This window comes from Pseudomonas sp. NY15437, from assembly GCF_048068435.1.
Lineage (GTDB): Bacteria > Pseudomonadota > Gammaproteobacteria > Pseudomonadales > Pseudomonadaceae > Pseudomonas > Pseudomonas nitroreducens_B.
In genome coordinates this window covers 494,675-517,694 of record NZ_JBLUQC010000004.1, presented here as the reverse complement: position 1 = coordinate 517,694, position 23,020 = coordinate 494,675, and the positions used below count along the sequence as shown (strand labels likewise).

Annotated in this window: 21 protein-coding genes; 18 read left to right on the top strand and 3 right to left on the bottom strand. The window is 66.6% G+C overall.

The window, feature by feature from the left end; translation table 11 throughout:
• Window positions 1–127: 127 nt before the first annotated feature.
• From urtC to ACNFIA_RS12465, 12 genes are all read left to right on the top strand, one after another.
• Complete coding sequence (gene urtC / locus ACNFIA_RS12520) at window positions 128–1,207, top strand: urea ABC transporter permease subunit UrtC (RefSeq protein WP_416785178.1); 1,080 nt, start codon at window positions 128–130, stop codon at window positions 1,205–1,207.
• Window positions 1,204–2,058 carry an urea ABC transporter ATP-binding protein UrtD gene (gene urtD / locus ACNFIA_RS12515; RefSeq protein ID WP_416785176.1) on the top strand — a complete coding sequence of 285 codons (855 nt, stop codon included), beginning with the start codon at window positions 1,204–1,206 and terminating at the stop codon, window positions 2,056–2,058. The genes urtC and urtD overlap by 4 nt, the downstream gene beginning before the upstream one ends.
• A gap of 162 nt (window positions 2,059–2,220) precedes the next feature.
• On the top strand, window positions 2,221–2,919 hold the full coding sequence (gene urtE / locus ACNFIA_RS12510) for an urea ABC transporter ATP-binding subunit UrtE (protein ID WP_416785174.1): 699 nt from the start codon (window positions 2,221–2,223) through the stop codon (window positions 2,917–2,919).
• A 177-nt stretch (window positions 2,920–3,096) separates the two neighbouring features.
• Entirely contained in the window at window positions 3,097–3,549 is a 453-nt protein-coding gene (locus tag ACNFIA_RS12505) for a GNAT family N-acetyltransferase (RefSeq protein ID WP_416785171.1), read from the top strand.
• A gap of 278 nt (window positions 3,550–3,827) precedes the next feature.
• Entirely contained in the window at window positions 3,828–4,661 is an 834-nt protein-coding gene (locus tag ACNFIA_RS12500; protein WP_416785169.1) for an urease accessory protein UreD, read from the top strand.
• Window position 4,662: 1 nt separating this feature from the next.
• Window positions 4,663–4,965: an urease subunit gamma gene (gene ureA / locus ACNFIA_RS12495; RefSeq protein ID WP_259757577.1), complete on the top strand. Its 303-nt coding sequence runs from the start codon at window positions 4,663–4,665 to the stop codon at window positions 4,963–4,965.
• A 59-nt stretch (window positions 4,966–5,024) separates the two neighbouring features.
• Window positions 5,025–5,531, top strand: a complete 507-nt coding sequence (locus ACNFIA_RS12490) for a GNAT family N-acetyltransferase (RefSeq protein WP_416785166.1) — start codon at window positions 5,025–5,027, stop codon at window positions 5,529–5,531.
• A complete protein-coding gene (locus ACNFIA_RS12485) occupies window positions 5,528–5,833 on the top strand; it encodes an urease subunit beta (protein WP_416785164.1) in 306 nt (101 codons plus the stop codon). The genes ACNFIA_RS12490 and ACNFIA_RS12485 overlap by 4 nt, the downstream gene beginning before the upstream one ends.
• 151 nt (window positions 5,834–5,984) lie before the next feature.
• Window positions 5,985–7,685: an urease subunit alpha gene (gene ureC / locus ACNFIA_RS12480; protein WP_416785162.1), complete on the top strand. Its 1,701-nt coding sequence runs from the start codon at window positions 5,985–5,987 to the stop codon at window positions 7,683–7,685.
• A 461-nt stretch (window positions 7,686–8,146) separates the two neighbouring features.
• Window positions 8,147–10,900, top strand: coding sequence for an autotransporter outer membrane beta-barrel domain-containing protein (locus ACNFIA_RS12475; RefSeq protein ID WP_416785160.1), 2,754 nt, complete (start codon window positions 8,147–8,149; stop codon window positions 10,898–10,900).
• Window positions 10,901–11,572: 672 nt separating this feature from the next.
• Window positions 11,573–12,172 (top strand): biliverdin-producing heme oxygenase, encoded by a 600-nt coding sequence (locus tag ACNFIA_RS12470; RefSeq protein ID WP_416785158.1) that lies wholly within the window; start codon window positions 11,573–11,575, stop codon window positions 12,170–12,172.
• Window positions 12,169–14,331, top strand: a complete 2,163-nt coding sequence (locus ACNFIA_RS12465) for a GAF domain-containing protein (RefSeq protein WP_416785156.1) — start codon at window positions 12,169–12,171, stop codon at window positions 14,329–14,331. Before ACNFIA_RS12470 ends, ACNFIA_RS12465 begins: the two co-directional genes overlap by 4 nt.
• A 152-nt stretch (window positions 14,332–14,483) precedes the next feature.
• Here the strand turns inward: ACNFIA_RS12465 and ACNFIA_RS12460 are convergent, their stop codons facing one another.
• Window positions 14,484–14,750 carry a DksA/TraR family C4-type zinc finger protein gene (locus ACNFIA_RS12460; protein WP_259757584.1) on the bottom strand — a complete coding sequence of 89 codons (267 nt, stop codon included), beginning with the start codon at window positions 14,748–14,750 and terminating at the stop codon, window positions 14,484–14,486.
• Window positions 14,751–14,932: 182 nt separating this feature from the next.
• Here ACNFIA_RS12460 and ACNFIA_RS12455 point away from each other — a divergent pair, with 182 nt between their 5' ends.
• On the top strand, window positions 14,933–15,595 hold the full coding sequence (locus ACNFIA_RS12455; protein ID WP_259757586.1) for a hypothetical protein: 663 nt from the start codon (window positions 14,933–14,935) through the stop codon (window positions 15,593–15,595).
• Between the two features lie 26 nt (window positions 15,596–15,621).
• On the opposite strand, the gene ACNFIA_RS12450 is transcribed toward ACNFIA_RS12455, so the two are convergent.
• Window positions 15,622–16,485 carry an isocitrate lyase/PEP mutase family protein gene (locus tag ACNFIA_RS12450; RefSeq protein ID WP_259757587.1) on the bottom strand — a complete coding sequence of 288 codons (864 nt, stop codon included), beginning with the start codon at window positions 16,483–16,485 and terminating at the stop codon, window positions 15,622–15,624.
• Between the two features lie 287 nt (window positions 16,486–16,772).
• On the opposite strand from ACNFIA_RS12450, the gene ACNFIA_RS12445 reads away from it, so the two are divergent.
• The 4 genes from ACNFIA_RS12445 (at window position 16,773) to ACNFIA_RS12430 (ending at window position 19,357) form a co-directional block, all read left to right on the top strand.
• The gene (locus tag ACNFIA_RS12445; RefSeq protein WP_416785153.1) at window positions 16,773–18,038 is read left to right on the top strand and encodes an Hsp70 family protein; all 1,266 of its coding nucleotides are present in this window, start codon (window positions 16,773–16,775) and stop codon (window positions 18,036–18,038) included.
• A gap of 72 nt (window positions 18,039–18,110) precedes the next feature.
• Window positions 18,111–18,329, top strand: a complete 219-nt coding sequence (locus ACNFIA_RS12440) for a hypothetical protein (protein ID WP_416785151.1) — start codon at window positions 18,111–18,113, stop codon at window positions 18,327–18,329.
• A gap of 86 nt (window positions 18,330–18,415) precedes the next feature.
• A complete protein-coding gene (osmE, locus tag ACNFIA_RS12435) occupies window positions 18,416–18,760 on the top strand; it encodes an osmotically-inducible lipoprotein OsmE (protein WP_259757591.1) in 345 nt (114 codons plus the stop codon).
• Between the two features lie 141 nt (window positions 18,761–18,901).
• The gene (locus ACNFIA_RS12430; RefSeq protein WP_416785149.1) at window positions 18,902–19,357 is read left to right on the top strand and encodes a GyrI-like domain-containing protein; all 456 of its coding nucleotides are present in this window, start codon (window positions 18,902–18,904) and stop codon (window positions 19,355–19,357) included.
• A gap of 630 nt (window positions 19,358–19,987) precedes the next feature.
• Here the strand turns inward: ACNFIA_RS12430 and ACNFIA_RS12425 are convergent.
• Window positions 19,988–22,078: an AsmA family protein gene (locus tag ACNFIA_RS12425; RefSeq protein ID WP_416785146.1), complete on the bottom strand. Its 2,091-nt coding sequence runs from the start codon at window positions 22,076–22,078 to the stop codon at window positions 19,988–19,990.
• Window positions 22,079–22,384: 306 nt separating this feature from the next.
• On the opposite strand from ACNFIA_RS12425, the gene ACNFIA_RS12420 reads away from it, so the two are divergent.
• On the top strand, window positions 22,385–22,918 hold the full coding sequence (locus tag ACNFIA_RS12420; protein WP_259757593.1) for a ferritin-like domain-containing protein: 534 nt from the start codon (window positions 22,385–22,387) through the stop codon (window positions 22,916–22,918).
• Window positions 22,919–23,020 lie beyond the last annotated feature (102 nt).

Here is a 23,020-nt window from a genome sequence, read left to right as displayed (position 1 = left end):
CGCCCCGCTTCGATCCGACTGCCTCTGGTAGGAGCGAGCTTGCTCGCGAACCCGCCCAGCTCCGGCGCCGCCGGAAAATCTGTTCGCGAGCAAGCTCGCTCCTGCAGGGTGCACGGGAGACTCGCCAATGAACCAGCCACTCACCGTGACGGCCGCGCAGAAGGCCGGCCCGAAACTCACCGCCGGCATTGTCGGCACCGCCCTGATCGCGCTGCTGATCCTGCCGCTGCTGCACCTGTTGCCGGAGAGCCACGCGCTGCACCTCTCCGCCTACGGGCTGACGCTCACCGGCAAGATCCTCTGCTACGCCATCGTCGCGCTGGCGCTGGACCTGGTCTGGGGCTACGCCGGCCTGCTGTCGCTGGGCCACGGGCTGTTCTTCGCCCTGGGCGGCTACGCCATGGGCATGTACCTGATGCGCGAAGCGGCCGGCGACCAGTTGCCCGCGTTCATGACCTTCCTGTCCTGGACGGAGCTGCCCTGGTACTGGGCCGGCACGCAGCACTTCCTCTGGGCCCTGTGCCTGGTGGTACTGGCGCCCGGCCTGCTGGCCCTGGTGTTCGGCTTCTTCGCCTTCCGCTCGCGGATCAAGGGCGTGTACTTCTCGATCATGACCCAGGCGCTGACCTTCGCCGGCATGCTGCTGTTCTTCCGCAACGAGACGGGCTTCGGCGGCAACAACGGCTTCACCAACTTCCGCAGCATCCTGGGCTTTTCCATCACCGCGCCGGGCACCCGCGCAGCGCTGTTCATTGCCATCGTCCTGCTGCTGGCGGCGAGCCTGGCCATCGGCTTCGCCCTGGCGCGCAGCAAGTTCGGCCGCGTGCTCACCGCCCTGCGCGATGCGGAGAACCGCCTGATGTTCTGCGGCTACGACCCGCGCGGCTACAAGCTCTTCGTCTGGACCCTGAGCGCGGTGCTCTGCGGCCTGGCTGGCGCGCTGTTCGTGCCGCTGGTGGGCATCATCAACCCCAGCGAGATGTCACCGACCACCTCCATCGAGGCCGCCGTCTGGGTTGCCCTCGGCGGGCGCGGCACGCTGATCGGCCCGCTGCTGGGCGCGGGCGTGGTGAACGGCGCGAAGAGCTGGTTCACCGTGGCCTTCCCCGAGTACTGGCTGTTCTTCCTCGGCGCGCTGTTCATCGTCGTTACCCTGTATCTGCCGCGCGGCATCCTGGGCCTTATCAAGCGGGAGAAAGAGCAATGAGAGCGGTCCCCCACCTGATGCTGGAGCCGGCCTACGATCCCAACCGCGACCCCGGCGCCAGCCGCGATGCCATCGGCATCGGTGCAAGCAGCCGAGGCCAACTGGACGTGCGCCACGGCACCATCCTCACCCTGGAAGACATCAACGTCAGCTTCGACGGCTTCCGCGCCCTGCGCGACCTCACGCTGTACATCGGCGTCGGCGAGCTGCGCTGCATCATCGGCCCCAACGGCGCGGGCAAGACCACGCTGATGGACGTGATCACCGGCAAGACCCGCCCGGACAGCGGCAAGGCCTTCTTCGGCGAGACCCTCGACCTCACCCGCATGAGCGAGGTGGAGATCGCCCAGGCCGGCATCGGCCGCAAGTTCCAGAAACCCACGGTGTTCGAGGCGCTGTCGGTGTTCGAGAACCTGGAGCTTGCGCAGAAGACCAACAAGTCGGTGTGGGCGAGCCTGCGGGCCAAGCTCTCCGGCGAGCAGAAGGACCGCATCGAGGACGTGCTCGGCACCATCCGCCTGCGCGAGTCGCGCAACCGCCCCGCCGGGCTGCTCTCCCACGGACAGAAGCAGTTCCTGGAGATCGGCATGCTGCTGGTGCAGGAGCCGCAACTGTTGCTGCTGGACGAGCCGGTGGCGGGCATGACCGATGCCGAGACCGAGTTCACCGCCGAGTTGTTCAAGTCCCTCGCCGGCCAGCATTCGCTGATGGTGGTGGAGCACGACATGGGCTTCGTCGGCAGCATCGCCGACCACGTCAGCGTGCTGCACCAGGGCCACGTACTGGCCGAGGGTTCGCTGGAAGACGTGCAGGCGAACGAGCAGGTGATCGAGGTTTACCTGGGGCGCTGACGTTCACTCCACAGCATGGGTATCGCTGCGCTCCACCATCCTACGCACGCATCTCGCCGGGTGGCACAGCGTAGGTTGGTGTGGAGCGAAGCGATACCCAACAGCTCTCGATGCAGGGCAGCCATACACGAATCATCAAGACTCTCCACAAGGGCAACTCCCATGCTGCAAGTCGACAAACTGCACCAGTACTACGGCGGCAGCCACATCCTGCGTGGCTTGTCGTTCGACGCGAAGATCGGCGAGGTCACCTGCCTGCTCGGGCGCAACGGCGTGGGCAAGACCACCCTGCTGCGCTGCCTGATGGGCCTGGTGCCGGCCAAGGAAGGCAAGGTCAGCTGGGAGGGCAAGCCGATCACCGGCTTCAAGCCGCACCAGCGCGTGCATGCCGGCATCGCCTACGTGCCCCAGGGGCGGGAAATCTTCCCGCGCCTGACGGTGGAGGAAAACCTGCTGATGGGCCTGTCGCGCTTCAGCGCCGGCGAAGCCAAGGTCGTCCCCGAATTCATCTACGAGTTGTTCCCGGTGCTGCGGGAGATGAAGCAGCGCCGCGGCGGCGACCTGTCCGGTGGCCAGCAGCAACAGCTCGCCATCGGCCGCGCGCTGGCCAGCCGGCCGCGCCTGCTGATCCTCGACGAGCCCACCGAAGGCATCCAGCCCTCGGTGATCAAGGAGATCGGCGCGGTCATCCGCACGCTCGCCGAGCGCGGCGACATGGCCATCCTGCTGGTGGAGCAGTTCTACGATTTCGCCGCGGAGCTGGCCGACCAGTACCTGGTGATGTCCCGGGGGGAGATCGTCCAGCAGGGGCGTGGCGCGGATATGGAAAGCGACGGCGTGCGCGGGTTGGTGACCATCTGAGCCCGCCTATAGGCGGGTTCGCGAGCAAGCTCGCTCCTACAGGTCGGCCTGCGTGCTATGTGTAGGAGCGAGCTTGCTCGCGATCCACGGCCCTATCGTGAGACGACCTGTCACTGGCGGATGGCGGCCGTGGGTGGCAAGCTGCCAGGCCCCGACCTGTTTTTTCTGGAGCCTGCCATGCCGATCACCCTGCGCCCCGCCGTCAACGACGACGCCGGATTCGCCGCGGTCTGCGTGGCGGCGGCCTATGCCCAGTGGATACCCAAGCTTGGCCGCAAGCCGGGGCCGATGCTGGATGACTACCACGCGGTGATCGCCGAAGACCGTGTGCTGATCGCCGAACAGGACGGGGCGCCAGTCGGCCTGCTGGTGATGCGCGAAACCGACGAGGGCTTCCTGCTCGACAACATCGCCGTGCTCCCCGAATGCGCAGGGCAAGGCATCGGCCGCGAGTTGCTGGCGCACGCCGAGACAGCGGCCGCGCAGCTGGGCTACCCGTCGCTGTACCTCTACACCAACGAGCGCATGGTGGAGAACATCGAGCTGTACGCCAGGAACGGCTACCAGGAATACGCGCGCCGGCTGGAGAACGGCTTCCGCCGCGTGTACATGCGCAAGCAGCTGGGCTGATTGATTGCGCGGCCTGGCGGCTCCTTGTAGGAGCGCGCCATGCGCGCGATCGCGGGCATGGCCCGCTCCTACAGACAAACTCCGCACCAATGCGGTGCGCCAAATGCGATGATGCACCGCAACCGCGCCCATACCTGACCGATTGGACAAACCCTTGCGTCGGTTTGAAACGCCGGCCCGCGTAGCCTTCAGCGCAAACGCAAGGCATCGCGCACTATCCTGGCGCACCCGGCACGCGGATTGCTCTGTCACGAGCATCCCTGGATTCGCAGCTGCCCATGAACGCACCGGCCACCCTCTTCCACCCCGCCTGGCACGCTGAGCTGGAGCTGGCTTACGCCCGCCTCGGCGACACCACGCGGCCGGTTACCCGGTGCCATCTCGGGCCGCTGCGGGTGCAGAAGCACCTGTACGCGGAAGGGCCGCAGGTCTGCCAGCACATCGTGGTGCACCCGCCCGGCGGCATTGCCGGCGGCGATACCCTGAAGCTGGGCATCCACGCCGGCGATGACAGCTGGGCGCAACTCACCAGCCCGGGTGCAGCCAAGTGGTACCGCGCCAGCTGCGCGGCGACGCAGCACCTGGACATCCGCATCGGCCCCGGCGCCACGCTGGAATGGCTGCCGCAGGAAACCATCGTCTACGCTGGCGCGCAGACCGAACTGACCACCCGCATCGACCTGGAAGCGGATGCCCGGCTGTTCTACTGGGACGTGGTCGCCCTCGGGCGACCGGCCAGTGGCGAGCGTTTCGACGACGGCTACTTCGCCGCCGCCCTGGATATCCGCCGCGACGGCCAGCGCCTGTGGCACGAACGCCAGCGCGTGGCCGGCAACGACCGCCTGCTCGACTCGCCCATCGGCCTGGCCGGTCACCCGGTGATGGCCACGCTGATCGCCAGCGGGCAGATCGAGGCGGCGCTGCTCGACGCCTGCCGCGCCATCCCCTGCCAGGGCCGCGGCAACCTCACGCAACTGCCCGGCCTGGTCATCGCCCGCTGCCTGGCCCATGAGGCGCTGCACGCCCGCGCCTGGCTCATCGAACTCTGGCGCCGGCTGCGGCCCGCGCTGCTCGGCCGCGAGGCCGTTCCTCCCCGAATCTGGAGCACCTGAGATGGACCTGACGCCCCGTGAAAAAGACAAGCTGCTGATCTTCACCGCCGGCCTGGTCGCCGAGCGCCGCCTCGCCCGCGGGGTGAAGCTCAACTACCCCGAAGCCGTGGCGCTGATCTCCGCCGCGCTGCTGGAAGGGGCGCGCGACGGCCAGACGGTCGCCGAGCTGATGCACTACGGAACCACGCTGCTGAGCCGCGAACAGGTAATGGAAGGCGTACCGGAAATGATCCCGGAGATTCAGGTGGAAGCCACCTTCCCGGACGGCACCAAACTGGTCACCGTGCACCAGCCCATCGCTTGACGCACCAATCGGCGAATAACGCGCTCCGCTGTATTCGCCCTACGAAAGAAGGACCCGACATGCTCATCCGCGACGCCAGCCAAGCCGACCTCGGCAGTCTGCGCGACATCTACAACGACGCCGTGGTCAACACCACGGCGATCTGGAACGAGGTGGCCATCGACCTGGAGAACCGCCGTGCGTGGCTTGCGCTGCGCGCGGAGCAGGGCTTCCCGGTGCTGGTGGCCGAAGAGGCCGGCGAGGTCGTGGGCTACGCCAGCTATGGCCCGTGGCGCGCCTTCGACGGCTTCCGCGAGACGGTGGAGCACTCGGTCTACGTACGCGCCGACCAGCGCGGCAAGGGCCTCGGCCCGCTGCTGATGCAGGCGCTGATCGAGCGCGCCCGCGCCCAGGGCCTGCACGTGATGGTCGCCGCCATCGAAAGCAGCAATACGGCGTCGATCCGCCTGCACGAACGCCTGGGTTTCGTCACCACCGGGCAGATGCCACAGGTGGGCCAGAAGTTCGGCCGCTGGCTGGACCTGACCTTCATGCAACTGATCCTCGACCCACGGAGCGCCCCATGATCCCTGGCGAATACGACATCCAGCCCGGCGACATTGAACTCAACGCTGGCCGCCGCACCCTCGCCCTGACGGTGGCCAACAGTGGCGATCGCCCCATCCAGGTCGGCTCGCACTACCACTTCTTCGAAACCAACGACGCGCTGCTGTTCGACCGCGACGCGGCGCGCGGCATGCGCCTGAACATCCCGGCGGGCACTGCGGTGCGCTTCGAGCCGGGGCAGAGCCGCGAGGTCAAGCTGGTCGAGCTGGCCGGCGAGCGCAAGGTGTATGGATTTGCAGGACGGGTGATGGGCGAACTCTAGGAGCCCCTCACCCCAGCCCTCTCCCATGGGGAGAGGGAGAAAAGCAGCCCGTTGCAGCGGGACGAATCAGCGCGCCGATCAGCCCCCTCTCCCTCCGGGAGAGGGTTGGGGTGAGGGCAGGAACCAGCGCACGGACAGCCCAGGAGGCGCCATGAAAATCAGCAGACAAGCCTACGCCGACATGTTCGGCCCCACCGTCGGCGACCGCGTGCGCCTGGCCGATACCGGCCTGTGGATCGAAGTGGAGCAGGACTTCACCGTCTACGGCGAGGAAGTGAAGTTCGGCGGCGGCAAGGTCATCCGCGACGGCATGGGCCAGGGCCAGCTGTGCGCCGCGCAGGTCGTCGACACGGTGATCACCAACGCGCTGATCCTCGATCACTGGGGCATCGTCAAGGCCGACGTCGGCCTCAAGCACGGCCGCATCACCGCCATCGGCAAGGCCGGCAACCCGGACATCCAGCCCGGGGTGACCATCGCCCTGGGCGCCAGCACCGAAGTGATCGCCGGCGAAGGTATGATCCTCACCGCCGGCGGCATCGACACGCACATCCACTTCATCTGCCCGCAGCAGATCGAAGAGGCACTGATGAGCGGGGTCACCACCATGATCGGCGGCGGTACCGGGCCGGCCACCGGGACCAAGGCCACCACCTGCACCTCCGGCCCGTGGCACATGGCGCGCATGCTCCAGGCCGCCGACGCCTTCCCGATGAACATCGGCTTCACCGGCAAGGGCAACGCCAGCCTGCCGCTGCCGCTGGAAGAACAGGTGCGCGCCGGCGCCATCGGCCTGAAGCTGCACGAGGACTGGGGCACCACCCCGGCGGCCATCGACAACTGCCTCTCGGTGGCCGACCGCCTCGACGTGCAGGTGGCGATCCACACCGACACGCTGAACGAGTCCGGCTTCGTCGAAACCACCCTGGCCGCGTTCAAGGGCCGCACCATCCACACCTACCACACCGAAGGCGCTGGCGGCGGCCACGCACCGGACATCATCAAGGCCTGCGGCTTCGCCAACGTGCTGCCCAGCTCGACCAACCCGACCCGGCCCTTCACCCGCAACACCATCGACGAACACCTGGACATGCTCATGGTCTGTCACCACCTGGACCCGAGCATCGCCGAGGACGTGGCCTTCGCCGAATCGCGCATTCGCCGCGAGACCATCGCCGCCGAGGACATCCTCCACGACCTCGGCGCCTTCAGCATGATCAGCTCCGACAGCCAGGCCATGGGCCGCGTCGGCGAAGTCATCACGCGCACCTGGCAGACTGCCGACAAGATGAAGCAGCAGCGCGGCGCACTGGACGGCGACGGCCCGCGCAACGACAACTTCCGCGCCAAGCGCTACATCGCCAAGTACACCATCAACCCGGCGATCACCCACGGCGTGGCCCATGAAGTGGGCAGCATCGAAGTGGGCAAACTGGCCGACCTGGTGCTGTGGCGCCCGGCCTTCTTCGGCGTGAAGCCGAGCCTGATCCTCAAGGGCGGCGCCATTGCCGCGAGCCTGATGGGCGACGCCAACGCCTCGATCCCGACACCGCAACCGGTGCACTACCGGCCGATGTTCGCAAGCTTTGCCGGCAGCCGCCACGCCACCTGCCTGACCTTCCTCAGCCAGGCCGCGTTCGACGCAGGCGTGCACCACGAACTGGGCCTGCGCAAGGCCATCGGCGTGGTGAAGGGCTGCCGCAGCGTGCAGAAGACCGACCTGATCCACAACGCCTACCTGCCGCACATCGAGGTCGATGCGCAGAACTACCAGGTGCGCGCGGACGGCCAGTTGCTCTGGTGCGAGCCGGCGAACGTGCTGCCGATGGCGCAGCGGTACTTCCTCTTCTGACTCGCCGCGCGCTGGCTGGCCGGCTTCGCGTGCGGCCGGCCAGCCAGCGGAAAACGGGGCCGCAGCGGCGACTCTTCAACCGTTTCCGCTGACGTGATCATGTCCCATACCTGAGGCCAGACCCGCCTGGCCGGATCGGTGCGCAATGCCCGGTCCGGGGTTTGCCCTTGTCATAAATCAAGCTTTTTCCCATCCCCCGCCCCGCCGCCCGCCGTTTGAGATTCGTCTTATTCGGCAACCTGAACGCGCGCTGAACAATGTGCCCACTGATCCGCCAGAGCCCTTACCGGCCGCGGGTCCGGCGTGGCGCAAACGCTCGCGGCCACGCCTCCCCAAAGAACCTCCAGCGACAGCAGGACCCTGATCCGGAAACGCTCCGATCTCCCGCCAGGACAGGCTCACACAGGCGCTGGACATCCGCCCCGCTTCGCCCACCGGCGACGGGTGCAAGGAGGTTTGCAATGCGCTTTACCAAGACCCTTCTGGCCTCGCACATCGCGTTGGCCATCGCCCTGGCGGGGCAGGCCGGCATGGCCAGCGCCACCTGCAGTACCAGCGGCGACGGCAAGACCTACACCTGTGACGAAACCGTGTGGTGGGGCCTTCCCGCTGGCGTGGAGAATGTCCACATCGACACCGGCAATACCCGTGGCAGCATGGGTCCCATGGGCGGCTTCGGCATCTACGGCAACAACGGCCAATACACCATCAAGGAAGCGGTCATTCTGACCGGCTCCACCTCGGGCCTGCTCAGCGGCTACAAGGCAGATGCCATCCAGGCCAACATCGGCACCAACAACATCTCAATCGACAAGCTGACCATCGTAACCAAGGGCTCATCGGCCGACGGCATCAACGTCACCGAAAACGCGGTCAACTCCACGGTCACCATCGGCGACAATGCCAGCATCACCACGTCCGGCATGGGCGTGCGGGCCAATACCTCGAAGAATGGCGGCACCAACCGCATTCTCCTGGGCAAGGGCGCGGTGATCAGCACCAGCGGCAGTGGCAGCAACGGCAGTGATGGCAACGGCTATGCGGTCTATGCCGGCAACCGTGATAACGAAGCACTGCTCTACAAGGGCGATGCCGAAGTGCGCATCGACGATGGCAGCACCATCAGCACCTCCGGCAGCAGCGCTCACGCGGTATTCGCCAACCGCGGCGGCGAAATCCACCTGGGCAGCACCGACATCACCACCGGTAAGGCCAACGCCTACGGCATCTACGCGCAGACCCTGGAAGACTTCAACGGTATGCGTGGCGGCAAGGTGCATCTGTATGGCGACACCACGGTTACCGTCACCGACGGCAACCGCGCCATGGCCGCCAACGGTGCGGACTCCAGCATCGTCTCGGAGAACGCCGCGATCTACGTGCTCGACAGCAGCGCGGCAGAGGACATCGCCAACCGCAAGGGCGTCGCGCTCTACGCCGAGAACCAGGGCAAGCTCGACCTGAAGATGGCCGCTGGCTCCTACCTCAACGGCACCACCAGCACCGCCACCGACGGGGTGATCGACCTGGCCATGGACGGGGCCGCCAGCCGCTGGGTGATGACCGGCAACTCCAACCTCACCAACCTCTCGCTCACCGATGGCGCGCAGCTGATCTACGACCGCCACGACGAACACGGCGACTACGTCTACAAGACCCTGACAGTGGATGGCGACTTCACCGGCGGCGGCCACCTGGTGATGAACACCTACCTGGGCGACGACAACTCCGAGACCGACAAGCTGGCCGTCACCGGCAGCACCTCGGGCGAGACGCTGGTCACCGTCAACAACACAGGCGGGCCCGGCGCACTGACCCTGGAAGGCATCGAGATGATCACCGTCGGCGGCACCTCCGCCGGTGAGTTCACCTCCAGCCGGGTAACCGAGGGCGGCTACGAGTACATGCTCCGCCGGGGCGGCAGCTTCGTCGGCTCAACCGGCGCGGACAGCAACTGGTACCTGACCTCGTACAAGCCCACCGAACCGGAGCCGGAAGACCCCGATCCGGTAGATCCGGGTCCTGAAGATCCGGGCCCTGTGGATCCAGGCCCCGAAGATCCGGGTCCTGTCGATCCGGGTCCCGAAGATCCCGGCCCTGTCGACCCAGGCCCCGAAGACCCGGGCCCTGTCGATCCGGGTCCGGAGGATCCCGGTCCTGTCGACCCCGGCCCCGAAGAACCCGGCCCGGTCGATCCAGGCCCCACCGACCCGGTCCCGGAGAAGCCAACCCCCAGCGACAAGGACCGTGTGCGCCAGCCCGAAGGCGGCAGCTACACCGCCAACCTCGCGGCGGCCAACACGATGTTCCTGCATCGCCTGCATGACCGCACCGGCAACCTGACCTATGTCGATCCGGACACCGGCAAGCAGGTCACCTCGATGCTCTGGATGCGCAACGTCGACGGCTCCAGCCGCTGGGAAGACAGCACCGGGCAGTTGAAGACCGAGTCCAACCGCTACGTGCTGCAACTGGGCAGCGACCTGTACCGCAAGCAGACCGACAATGGCGACTGGGTCGTCGGCGTGATGGCCGGCTACGCCAACGGCAACTCGACCACGAAGTCGCGCATCACCGGCTATCGCTCGCGCGGCGAGATCGATGGCTACAGCCTGGGCGTCTATGGCACCTGGTACGAGAACAAGGACGACGAGAACGGCGCCTACGTCGACAGCTGGGTGTTGTGGAACGACTTCGACGCCGAGGTACGCGGCGAGCAACTGGCCAAGGAAAAATACGACGCCAAGGGCATCACCGCCTCCATCGAAGCCGGCAAGACCTTCGAAGTGGCCAGGACCGACAGCGCCAGCTACTACGTGCAGCCGCAGGCGCAGGTGGTGTACATGGGCGTGAAGGCCGACAGCCACCGCGAGGCCAACGGCACCAAGGTCACCGGCAAGGGCGACGGCAACCTCATGACCCGCCTGGGCGCCCGCGCCGCCGTGCGCAGCAACCAGGAAGGCGGCTTCGCCAACACCTACGGGGTCGAGCCCTACCTGGAGACCAACTGGATCCACAACTCCAAGGACTTCGGCGCGAAGATGGGCAACACCTCGTTCGAAATGGACGGCGCGAGCGACATCTTCGAAGTGAAGCTCGGTGCCACCAGCAAGGTGAACAGCCGGGTCAATGTCTGGGGTGAAGTGGGCAAGCAGTACGGCGACAACGGCTACCGCGATCAGGCGGTAACGCTGGGGCTGAAGGTCAACTTCTGACCCCGTCGTGAACCCGGGCCGCCGCAGGCAACTGCGGCGGCTTTTTTCTGCGGACGATTTCCGTGCGAGCGCGCCATGGGCCAGACGGCCCCGCCCGTACCACAAGGAGACGCTGGCGTTGGGCGGTTCGCGAGCAAGCTCGCTCCTACAAAGAACCCATCCCCGCCTTTGGCTTTGACGAGGCTTCCAGGGAAACATCCGCACGCGCCGAACGCCCCGTTCAGGAGGCCGCGTTGAATGGGCGTTTCAGGGGTTGAACGACATGGATGTCGCGAAAGCCACGATGGGCCAGGGATGGCCCGTCGTGGCGTGCCCCTGAAATTTCCATTCAACGAGGGAATTTTTCGCCTAGGCAAAAAACCGGATGGGGCAAGCCTTCTTGGTTACTTCTTCGGCGTTTGGAAGAAGTGACTCGCCCGAGGGGGCGAAACACTGAGCCCGTGCGCGCGCCGAAGCCACGCTGGAACGCCCAGGCCAACGCAACCTATCTGCAACGCCAGAAACGCCGGCCCTACCGACAGATCGCGGACATGGCTCGCTATACAAGGAACCCCCGCCCCGACGCCCCGAAAGCCTGACAATTCGATCAACTTTTCCCGATATCGCACGGTCGTGCAAGCCTTGCTGCTATGCTCTGCACCTCGACGAAAAGGTGGACCCGCGATGACGGCGATGACTTCGCAACCGAACGAACGCCCGGGCCTCTCGCCCGCGCTGGCCGCACTGCGTGCCGCCACCCAGGCCCTGCATGCCGACCTCGACCGCCGCTCCCCTCTGAGCAGGGCGCTGACCCACGCCGACTACCTCGACCACGCCGAACGCGTGCTGGGCTGGATGCGTCCGCTGGAGCAGTCCCTCTGGCCTCTCTGGCCGGACCTCGACGATGCCCGGTCGCGCCGCGGCAAGTGCCAGTGGCTGCTGGAAGACCTGCACGCCGGGTCCCGGGCCACCAACGCCGTGCCGGACTGCCCCGCAGCGCCCATCGCGAACGGCCTCGCCGAAGCCTTCGGCATCGCCTACGTCGCCGAGGGCGCCACCCTCGGCGGGCGCGTGCTCTACAAGCGCCTCAAGGCCTCGCTCGAACCGTTGCCGTTGCGCTGGCTGCAGGGCTACGGCGAACACACCGGGGAGCGCTGGAGCGCCTTCCTGCGCCTGATGGCCGAACACGTCACCACGGATGCGGACATCGCGCTCGCCCAGGCGGCCGCGGTCCGCGCCTTTGCCTCCTTCCGCGACTGGGTGCTGGACGCCGCGCCGGCGGAACCGGCATGAGCGAGCAGCCGGTCACCCTCGCCAACTGCGAGGACGAACCCATCCACCTGCCGGGCGCCATCCAGCCCCACGGCGCGCTTATCGCCCTGGACGACCAGGGCCGCGTGCTCGGCTGCAGCGATAACCTCGGCACCCTGCTGGGCATCGCCCCCTCGCTGGGCGAGCCGCTGGCCGAAGCCGACGTCGGCCCCGGCGTGCTGGCGATGCTCGCCGAAGGCCTGCGCGAAGACGGCCCCTGGATCAACAGCGTGGAGGCACGGATCAACCGACGCTTCTTCGACGTGATCGGCCATAGCCACGACGGCGTGCGCTACCTGGAGTTCGAGCGGCGCGCCGCCGGCAGCGCTTCCTTCACCACCTTCGCCCTCAATGCCCAGCGCCTGGTCAGCCAGCTGCAACTGCGCAACGACGTGGAGAGCCTGCTGGTCAGCGTCACCGAGGAAGTGCGGCGCATGACCGGCTACGACCGGGTGATGGCCTACCGCTTCAACGAGGACGATTCCGGCGAGGTGGTGGCCGAGTCGCGCCGCGAAGACCTGGAAAGCTACCTCGGCCAACGCTACCCGGCCTCGGACATTCCCGCCCAGGCGCGCCGCCTGTACCTGCAGAACCCGGTGCGGCTGATCGGCGATGCGGCCTACCAGCCGGTGGCCGTGCACCCCACGCTGAACCCGCGCAACGGCCGGCCGTTCGACCTCAGCTTCAGCACCCTGCGCAGCGTGTCGCCGATCCACTGCGAGTACCTGGCCAACATGGGCGTGCGCGCCTCCATGAGCATTTCCATCGTGGTCGGCGGGCGTCTCTGGGGGCTGTTCTCCTGCCACCACATGAGCCCGAAGGTGGTGCCCTACCCGATCCGCATGTCCTTCCAGGTGTTCTCCCAGGTGTGCAGCGCGCTGGTCGAGCGCCTGGAGCAGAGCCGCATCAGCGAACTGCTGCGCCAGGCCTCCGAGCGCCAGCAGGCGTTGCTGCGCCGCGCCCGCGACTCCGACGACCTGCTCAGCGCCCTCTCCCGCGCCGACGCCAGCGTCGCCGACCTGCTGCCGTGCGACGGCGCGGTGGTGATGCTCGGCGGGCGCGCCAGCAGCATCGGCGGCGACTTCGACGACCTGGCCGTGTCCATCGTCGCCCAGCTGCAGCAGGACGATCAGCTGGACCTGTTCCACAGCGACCACCGCCTGGCGCTGAGCGACGACCACCAGGACCCGCGGTACTGCGGGGTCATGGCGATCCGCTTCCATCGCCAGGAGTCCGGCTGGATCGTCTGGCTGCGCCTGGAGCAGGTGCACCGCATCCGCTGGGGCGGCAAGCCGGAGAAGATCGTCCAGACCGGCCCTTCCGGCCCGCGCCTGACACCGCGCGGCTCGTTCGAAGCCTGGGAAGAAGTGGTGCGCGGACGCTCCATGCCCTGGACGGCCATCGACCAGAGCATTGCCGAGAAGCTGCGGACCGAGCTGGTGGAGCTGTGCCTCAACCGCGCCGGGGAGATCGACCGCATGCGCCAGCGCTTGATCGCGGTGCTCGGCCACGACCTGCGCAACCCGCTGCAATCGATCTCCATGGCGGCGGCGATGCTCTCCTCCAGCGACGTGCGCAACGCCGAGCTGCGCCAGCACATCACCTACTCCAGCAGTCGCATGGAACGGCTGATCAGCCAGATCCTGGAGATGAGCCGTCTGCAAAGTGGCGCGGGAATGACGGTGAAACCGGTGGCCGCCGACCTCTCGCGGCTGGTGCGCGACATCGTCCAGGAAACCGACGTGGCCTATCCGGGGCTATCCATCGAGACCTCCATCGAGGGCGGCGTGCAGGCCCAGGTCGATCCGGATCGCTACCTGCAGGTGGTCGCCAACCTGCTGAGCAACGCCCGTCACCACGGCCGCCCGGGCCGGCCGGTCCTGGTGGAGCTGTGCCGGCAGGGTGATCTGGCGCGGCTGAGCATTCTCAACGAAGCCGAAGCGCTGGACGACGCGCGCCTGGCCAACCTGTTCGAGCCCTTCAAGCAGGACGCTGGCGGCCATGGCCGCAACAAGAGCGGGCTGGGCATCGGCCTGTACATTTCCCAGGCCATCGTCAGCGCCCACGGCGGACGCATCGACGTGGAGCAGGCCGACGGCATCATCACCTTCAGCGTGCTGGTGCCGCTGCTGCCGGCCTAGCCGCAGCGCGTCCCTATCCCTGCAGGAGCGAGCTTGCTCGCGAACCCTGACAGGCATTCGGGCTCGGTCAGTTCGCGAGCAAGCTCGCTCCTACAACAGGCAGACGCAAAAACGGCGCCCCACGGCGCCGCTTTCCTATCACGCAGCAAACCTCAGCGCAGCTGGCTGTCCTTGCTGCCGCGCCGGTTGTAGCCGGCGTAGTTCGCCTGCTCCTTGTCGTGTTCGGCCTGGCAGTTCACGCACAGACGCACGCCCGGAATGGCCTTGCGCCGCGCCTCGGGAATCGGCGCGTCGCACTCCTCGCAATGGGTCAGGCTCTCGCCCTTGGGTAATTGGTTGCGCGCCCGTGCGATGGCGTCCTCGATGGTGCTGTCGATCTGCTCCTGAACCGCGCCGTCGTTTGCCCAGCCACTGGCCATGGCGACCTCCGATGATTGATCAGTATTTATACAGATATGAAGGGCGCCGGGCGCAATTGCAAGGGGCGGTCGTCATGAGACAAAAGCGGCATTCGATGCCAGGACTATCGGACTTATCTGACATTCAATCCTGAAGCGGATCACGAGAATGGCGGCCAGATCGTCTTCTTAAGGATTTTCCGATGCGACTCGTCCCCGCGCTGCTCGCCGGCCTGCTGCTGTCCGGCACGCTGGCGGCCGCCCCCGCCAAGGGCCCGACCAACCTCCGCACCGACCCGCTGCTCCAGGACATCGAACGCTACCTGCTGCTGTATGCCGCCACCGGGGATGAACGCTTCCTCACGCGGCTGAACAGCCTCGGCGCGGTGTTCGAGAAGAAACTGGACGGGCAGAAGCAGGCCGCCACCCTGAAGGACATCTGGCAACTGCACCAGCAGACGCTGGAGAAGGTGCACGACGCGTACACCAAGCGCGGCGTCGACCTGCGCCAGGCCCTGCAGCAGACCCGGCAAGTGGCCGAACTGTTCGACAGCTTCCTGCAACCGGCTCCCGGTGCGACGCAGGCGCCGACGTTACTGGACGAGGTGCGTGAACTGGCCCTGCTGGAAGCCCGCGGCGCCAACCGCAAGCTGCTGGGCGAGCTGACCGCGGCCGATGGCCGGCGCATCGCCGAACTGCAGGAGGAGGTCCAGGCGCGCCTGGAGGCCCTGCCGGACAGCCCCGAACGGGACAAGCTGCAACTGCACTGGCGCTACCTGCGCAAGGCGCAGACAGCGGATGGCACCCTGCTCTACCCGTTCAACGCGCAGATCGAGTACCTCACTGCCCACCTGCCCCAGGGCTGATGCCTGGGGGCGACGAAAACGCTGCGTTACTCCTTCACTTCCATGTATTCGCGCGCCCAGATCTGGTACTCCTCGGGCAGCGTGTACTTCTTCGCCAGTTCAGAGGCGGTCAGGTCGGAGGCGTGCACGCCGCGCTGCTCGCGCAGGCAATCGTAGGTGGCCTTGATGGCGGCGAAGTAGGCGGCGTGGCCATCGACCACGATGCGCACGCCAAGCTCGGCCAGGCGCGCATCGTCGCGCAGCTCGGGGTTGCCGTAGGACACCAGCATCAGCGGCACGGACAGGTGGCGGGAGATGACTTCCAGATGGTCGAAATCGCGGATGCCGACCATGCAGATGCCATCGGCGCCGGCAGCCTGGTAAGCCAGGGTGCGGCGGATCACGTCGTCCACTTCGAGCACTTCGGCGTTGGTGCGGGCAATGATCGCCATTTCCGGGTCGATGCGCGCTTCCAGCGCCGCGCGGATCTTGCCGACGCCTTCCTCGACCGGGATCAGGTCGGTGGACTTGCGGCCGAACTGCGCCGGCAGCAGGGTGTCCTCGATGGTCAGCGCGGCGACGCCGGCGCGTTCCAGCTCGACGATGGTGCGCATGGTGTTGAGCGCATTGCCGTAGCCGTGGTCAGCATCGGCGATCACCGGCAGGCGGGCGACGCGGCCGATGCGGGTGGCCTGCTCGACGAATTCGCTGAGGGTGATCAGGGCGAAGTCAGGCGCCGCCAGAACTTGTAGTGAAGCTACAGAACCGCCCAGGATGCCCACCTCGAACCCCAGATCCGCGGCGATGCGCGCGGACATCGGATCGAACACCGAAGCGGTGTGGTAGCAGGTGGAAGAATTCAGTAAGGCGCGGAAATCCTTGCGCAATTCGTGAAAGGAGGCTCTGTGCATGGTGGGTTCCAACTGCGAATACGGGGTGGGAGAACGGAAATCAGATAGTGGAAAACTCTTGTAGGAAAACTACAGGAACACAATGTAGCAAAACTACAAGCTACTCCCCAAGCCCTCTTTGCCACCATCGCTTCCCGACGGATAACCAGGGTCGCTCGAGGATTCCGCACGCCGGTGCGCCCCCGTGGCGCTGTCACGCGGCTCGTCAGGAAAGCTCGAGCGCCCCTGCATTTCCTACGGCGCTGGCGTACACTGCGCGGCCGTTTTTTCTCCGGACACCGCGCACCATGTTCCCGACCACCGCTTCCCGCGCCCTGGGTATCGACTTCGGCACCTCCAACTCCACCGTCGGCTGGTGGCGTCCGGACAGCGAGCCGCTGATCGCCCTGGAAGACGACAAGATCACCCTGCCCTCGGTGATCTTCTTCAACGTCGAGGAACGCCGTCCGGTCTATGGCCGCCTGGCCCTGCATGAATACCTGGAAGGCTACGAAGGCCGCCTGATGCGCTCGCTGAAAAGCCTGCTGGGCTCCTCGCTGCTGAAAAGCGAGACCACCGTGCTGGGCAGCGCCATGCCGTTCAAGGACCTGCTGGGGCTGTTCATCGGTGAGCTGAAGAAGCGTGCGGAAAACGTCGCCGGGCGCGAGTTCGAGTCCGTGGTGCTGGGCCGGCCGGTGTTCTTCGTCGACGACGATCCCAAGGCCGACCAGGACGCCCAGGACACGCTGGTGGCGGTGGCGCACAAGCTCGGTTTCAAGGACGTCTCCTTCCAGTACGAACCGCTGGCGGCGGCCTTCGACTACGAGCGCGGCATCGAGCGCGAAGAACTGGTGCTGATCGTCGACATCGGCGGCGGTACCTCGGACTTCTCCCTGGTGCGCCTGTCGCCGGAGCGCCGCGACGTCGCCGACCGCCAGGGCGACATCCTCGCCACCGGCGGTGTGCACATCGGCGGCACCGACTTCGACAAGCAGCTGAGCATCCAGGGCGTGATGCCGCTGTTCGGCTACGGCAGCCGGATGAAGAGCGATGCCTTCATGCCCACCAGTTACCACCTCAATCTCGCCACCTGGCACACCATCAACGCGGTGTACGCCCAGAAGTCCCAGCTGGCGCTGCAGAACATGCGCTACGACATCGTCGACGCCACCGGCATCGACCGCCTGTTCAAGCTGATCGAGCAGCGCGCCGGCCACTGGCTGGCCATGCAGGTGGAAGCGAGCAAGATCGAACTGTCCGACGCCCAGCGGCGCGACATCGACCTGGCACGCATCGAAGCCGGCCTGGTCGCCGAGCTGAGCCGCGAGCTGTTCGAGGCCGCCATCGCCCCGCTGCTGGAGCGCGTGCGCGGCAGCATCAGCGAGCTACTCAATTCCGCCGACGTGGACCCGGCACGGGTCGACACGGTGTTCTTCACCGGCGGTTCCTCCGGCGTGCCGGCGCTGCGCCAGAGCGTGGCGGCGATGCTGCCCAACGCACGCCACATCGATGGGGACCGCTTTGGCGGGATCGGCAACGGCCTGGCCATCGAGGCGATGAAGCGCTACGGCTGAGCGGTCGCGCACTGACGGCAATGCCGCCATGGGCTAGTGTGGCGGTAATGCCCCTCGCGCCCGGAGTCCGCCATGCGCCTCGTCCAGTTCACCAGCCTGCTGCTCCTGTCCGCCGCCCTGTCCGCCTGCGGCCTGGGCGAAACCGCCGCCACCGCGGCCACCACCGCCAACCTGCAGGCCCAGCAGGCGCAACAAGCCCAGCAGCAGATGCAGCAGCTCAAGCAGCAGGTCGATGCGGCCAACGTGCAGAACCAGCAACGCCTGGACAATGCCCTGAAGCAATCCCAGTAAGCCCTGGCCGCGCAGATTTCTTGAACGCCCGAACATGACCTAGGCTCCAAGTTGAGCGAGTGAGTTGCTCAACCAAGGAGAACACCATGTACAAGCGATCACTGCTGGCGCTGATGGTACTGGCCTCGGTGGCGGGCTGCGCGTCCACCAAGGTGCAGAACCCGGTCAACTACATCACCTTCCGCGACCAGCCGCTGGTGCGCAATGTCGAGAAGGGGATGAGCCAGGAAGAAGTCCTGAAGATTGGCGGCACGCCGTCCTCGACGCAGAAGCGCCTGATGAAGCCGGGCAGCTGCAACAGCTACATCCTCAGCAAGGACGGCCAGCAACAGCCGTTCTACGTGAGCTTCGACGGCAGCGGCCGGGTCGATGGCTCGGGCTTTCTGACCTGTTCCGAACTGGACCGGCACGAGCGCGACTACCAGCCCTGACGGCCCTGCGGGCGGTACGACAAGGCCCTCGCCCTGTGGCGGGGGCCTTTTCATTGGGCGCTGCGGCGCGCTCCGGCGTGCGGGATGGTCGCGCCACGCGGCGGCCGTCTATCATCGGTGCAGCCACGACAGGAGCCGAGCATGAAATACCGCATCATCGAACTACCCGCCTTCGAGGTGGTGGGCATGGAATACCGCGGCGGCGCGCCGGGCGACAGCATCGGCCAGCTGTGGCAGCGCTTCCTGCCACGGGAGGAAGACGTCGTGGCCAGCGCCACGGACAAGACCGCCTATGGCGTCTGCACCCAGTTGCCGGGCGGCGAGTTCCATTACATCGCCAGCCTGCCGGTGGACGCCGGCGCGGCCGTCCCCGAGGGCATGGTGCGCTTCACGGTGCCGGCGCAGAAGTATGCGGTGTTCACCCACATCGGCCCGGTCGACGCTATCGCCGACAGCTTCCAGGCCATCTATTCCAGCCTGCTCGCCCGCCACGGCCTGGAGCCGAAGAAAGGCGTGGACCTGGAGCGCTACACCGAGCGCTTCCTCGGCCCGCAGGACCCGGCGTCGGAGACCGATCTCTACGTCCCCATCTATTAAGTCGTCGCTCCCTGTAGGAGCGCGCCACGTGCGTGATCGCGGGCATGGCCCGCTCCTACACCCAGCACGGAGTTTGCCGGTGGCGTAGGAGCAACTGTCTTTTCGGATACCCCGTGCGAGCGATCTCGCTCTCGCTGCTGCGCGCCCCGCTCCGAAGGGAGAGGGACCTTATAGGGCTGGGGAGAGGGCAGGCCCGGCACGATATTTCAGGTAGGAACGGTGCCATGCCGTTCGCGAACAAGCTCGCTCTAAGAAGAGCCCACTCCACAGGTCCGGATTTGGCTTTGGCTTCTGGAGACTTCCAGAGAAATGTCCGCATGCGCCGAATGCCCCGTTCAGCAGGCCTCGTTGAAGCGAAGTTTCAGGGGTTAAGCGACATGGATGTCGCGAGAGCTGCGATGGGCCATGGATGGCCCTTCGCAGCGTGCCCCTGAAACTTCGCTTCAACGAGGGAATTTTTCGCCTAAGCGAAAAACCGGATGTCCGGGGCAAGACCTTTGCCTTCTTTGGGGCGTTTGCCAAAGAAGGTCGCCCGAGGGGGCGAAACAAGAAGTCCCAGAGCACGCCGAAGCGGCGCAGAACACCGAAATCAAAAGCATCGCGGACGGAGTCCGCTCCTACAGGAAAGGCCTATTTCCGCTTCGCCGGTGCCGGCGCCTTGGGCGGCTGCTTCATCTGTTGCAGCAGCGCGGCGCACTGGTTATCGTCCTGCTTGCTCGGCGCGATCAGCGCCAGCAGCGCCGCCGCCGGGGCCACCGCCACGCCCAGGGCGACCATCCCCGCGCCACGCGCCGCCAGCGGTACCACCTGCACACCGGCCTTGGGATTCTTGAAGGTGCCCTGCACGTACAGCGGCGAGCGCAGGGAGAAGATGCGCACCCCCTTGCTCTGCGGGGTGATGTCCAGGTCCAGCTGCTCGGTGGCGAAATTGGCCGTACCGTCCACGGTGATGATCGCGTTTTCGGTATCGAAGGCGAACACCCGCGGCGTGGCCAGGCCATTGGTGATGCCGACATCGGCGGCGGCGCAGTTGATCTTCACCTCGTCATCGCCGAACAGCTTGTTCACCACGTAGTTGCCGACGTTGAGCCCGGCGATCTCCATCAGGCTGCGGCTGATGCGCCCATCGTTGATCAGCAGCTTCATCTCGCCGTTGGCGCCGGCAAGGAGGGTCGCCACCGAGTTGCCGGTGCCGCTCAGCGCCGCGTCGCCATTCAGCTCGCCGAAGCTGGACTGCATCGGCGCGAAGCTGGGGAACAGCTCCTTGAGCTTGAAGTTACGCGCCTGCAGCTGGACCCTGCTCTGCAGCGGGGTCTTGCCGCCGTCCAGGCGGATGTGCGAATCCAGCGTGCCGCCCGCCACGCCGAAGCGCAGTGGTTCGAGGGTCAGCAGGCCGTCGTTGAGCACCAGGTGGGTATAGAGGTCGCTGATCGGCAGCTTGTCGCTGTGCACGATGCGCTTGCCGGTGAACTCGACGTCGGCATCCATGGCGCGCCAGCGGTCGGTGCGGAACTCTTCCACCGGCAGCACCTTGTCCGCCGGCTGGCGGGTGCTCTGGCCGCGCGCCTGTTTTTCCTGGTTGGAATCGGCGCCGATCAGCGGGCCCAGGTCAGCCATGCGCAGTTGTTCCGAGCGCAGCTTGCCGGAGAGCTTGGGTCGCGGCTGGCGGTTGACGAAGACGAGATCGCCATGCAGGTCGCTGTCGCCGACCTTGCCGTTGAAGTTCTCATAGTGGAAGCGTGCGCCGGCGGAGTCGTGCAGCTCGGCCTTGAGGCGCCCGTCGGTTTCGTAGGCCGGCGTGTCGGGCAGGGTGACGCCGGTGAGCGGGAAGAGGTTGGCCATGCTGCTGCCAGCCAGTTTCAGGCGCAGGTCCAGCGCCCCCAGGTTCAGCGGGTCGGTCAGCGTACCGACGATGCTGGCGCGGGTGCTGCCGGCGGACACGTCAGCCTGTACCGGGAAGGGCTTGGTGGCGTCCTGCAGGGCGAGCATGCCGCCGACCTTGCCCGCGCCGGCAAGCGGCAGGCCCTTGTACTGGCCCTTGAGCTTCCAGCCGAACACGTAGTCCTGGGTCGCGGCCTTGTCGCCGCCCGCCAGTGCCTTGCCCGCCAGTTGGCCGAACGGCACCGGCTTGCCCAGCGGGTCCACCAGCAGTTCGAGGCGGGTCTTCAGGTGCTGGTCATCGAGGGTCACGCTGCCCTTGTCGAAGCCGATCTCGCCGATGTCGAGCGTCCAGGAGGACTGCTCGGCCGGCGCGTTGGGGTCTTCATCCTTCTTCGGCAACTCGAAGGTCCAGGTTGCGCGACCATCGGCCAGGCGCAGCAGGTCCGCACTGGGGCGGGTCAGGACGATCTGCGGGATCTTCACCGTCTGCCACAGCAGCGGTAGCGGGGCGAGGCGGAACTCGACCTTCTCCAGGCTGGCAAAGTTCGCCGAGCGCGTCTTGCCGGCGGCCCAGGCCGGGTTGGCCAGGGTGATATCGGCGGCGCTGAAGTGCGGCCACGGCACATAGCCGCGCCAGCCGCCCTCTTCAGGCTCCGTGCGCCAGAACACCTGCAGGTCGCCGTTAATAGCGAAGGGCCGCCCCAGCTCGGCCGAGACTTTGTCGTTGATGGTGGGCTTCAGCCGGTTCCAGTCGAACGTGGCGATGAACACCACCAGCGCGGCGATCACCGCGAGGAAACCGATGAAGCTCCAGAGGCAGATTCTTTTCCCGCGCGTCATACCTGAACTCCCTGCTGGCCGCGTCGGTGGAAGCAGCCACGTCCCCACGCGGCTGCCGGTAAGCGTCGGCCGCCTGAGCATGCCGGGCCGGCATTCTCCCTTGGCCTGTCGTCTTGGACCAGCATAGCGAGGCAATGGCTCCCGCAATCCGCCTCGCCTGCTTTCAGGACGTTTCGCACAGGCACCGGCCGCACAAAAAAACCAAACTTTTCCGCCGCCTCGCCACTCACACCCTTGTGAACCCAACCGCGCCGCGCGCCACCGTAGCGCCGGCCCGGCACAAGGCCGCCGATAAGGAGATATCTGATGAACCAGGCACAACTGACCGACGTCCAGACCCTGCGCCAGCGGGCGCGCCAGAACATCGAGGAAGGCGCGGTGACCGAGGGCTACCATGCCGACCGTGAAACCGTGCTGCGCCTGCTCAACGAGTCGCTGGCCACCGAACTGGTGTGCTACCTGCGCTACAAGCGCCACTACTTTATGGCCACCGGCCTGAAGGCCAGCGTGGCCGCCGCCGAATTCCTCGAGCACGCCGGCCAGGAACTGCAGCACGCCGACCAGTTGGCCGAGCGCATCATGCAGCTGGGCGGCGAGCCGGACTTCAACCCCAACGGGCTGACCGAGCGCTCCCACGCCGAATACGTGGCCGGCGCCAACCTGCGCGAGATGATCACCGAAAACCTGGTCGCCGAACGCATCGCCATCGACAGCTACCGCGAGATCGTGGTCTACCTGGGCGATGACGATCCGACCACGCGCCGCCTGTTCGAGGAGATCCTCGCCCAGGAAGAAGAGCACGCCGACGACATGGCCGACCTGCTGCAAGACCTGAAGTAACCCACCTGACTTCCCTCAACGACGCCCGGGCATCCGGCCGGGCGTCGTCTTTTTTACCCCCGCCCTCGCCAGAACCCTCGTCGCAGAGCCTGCGCGGCCAGG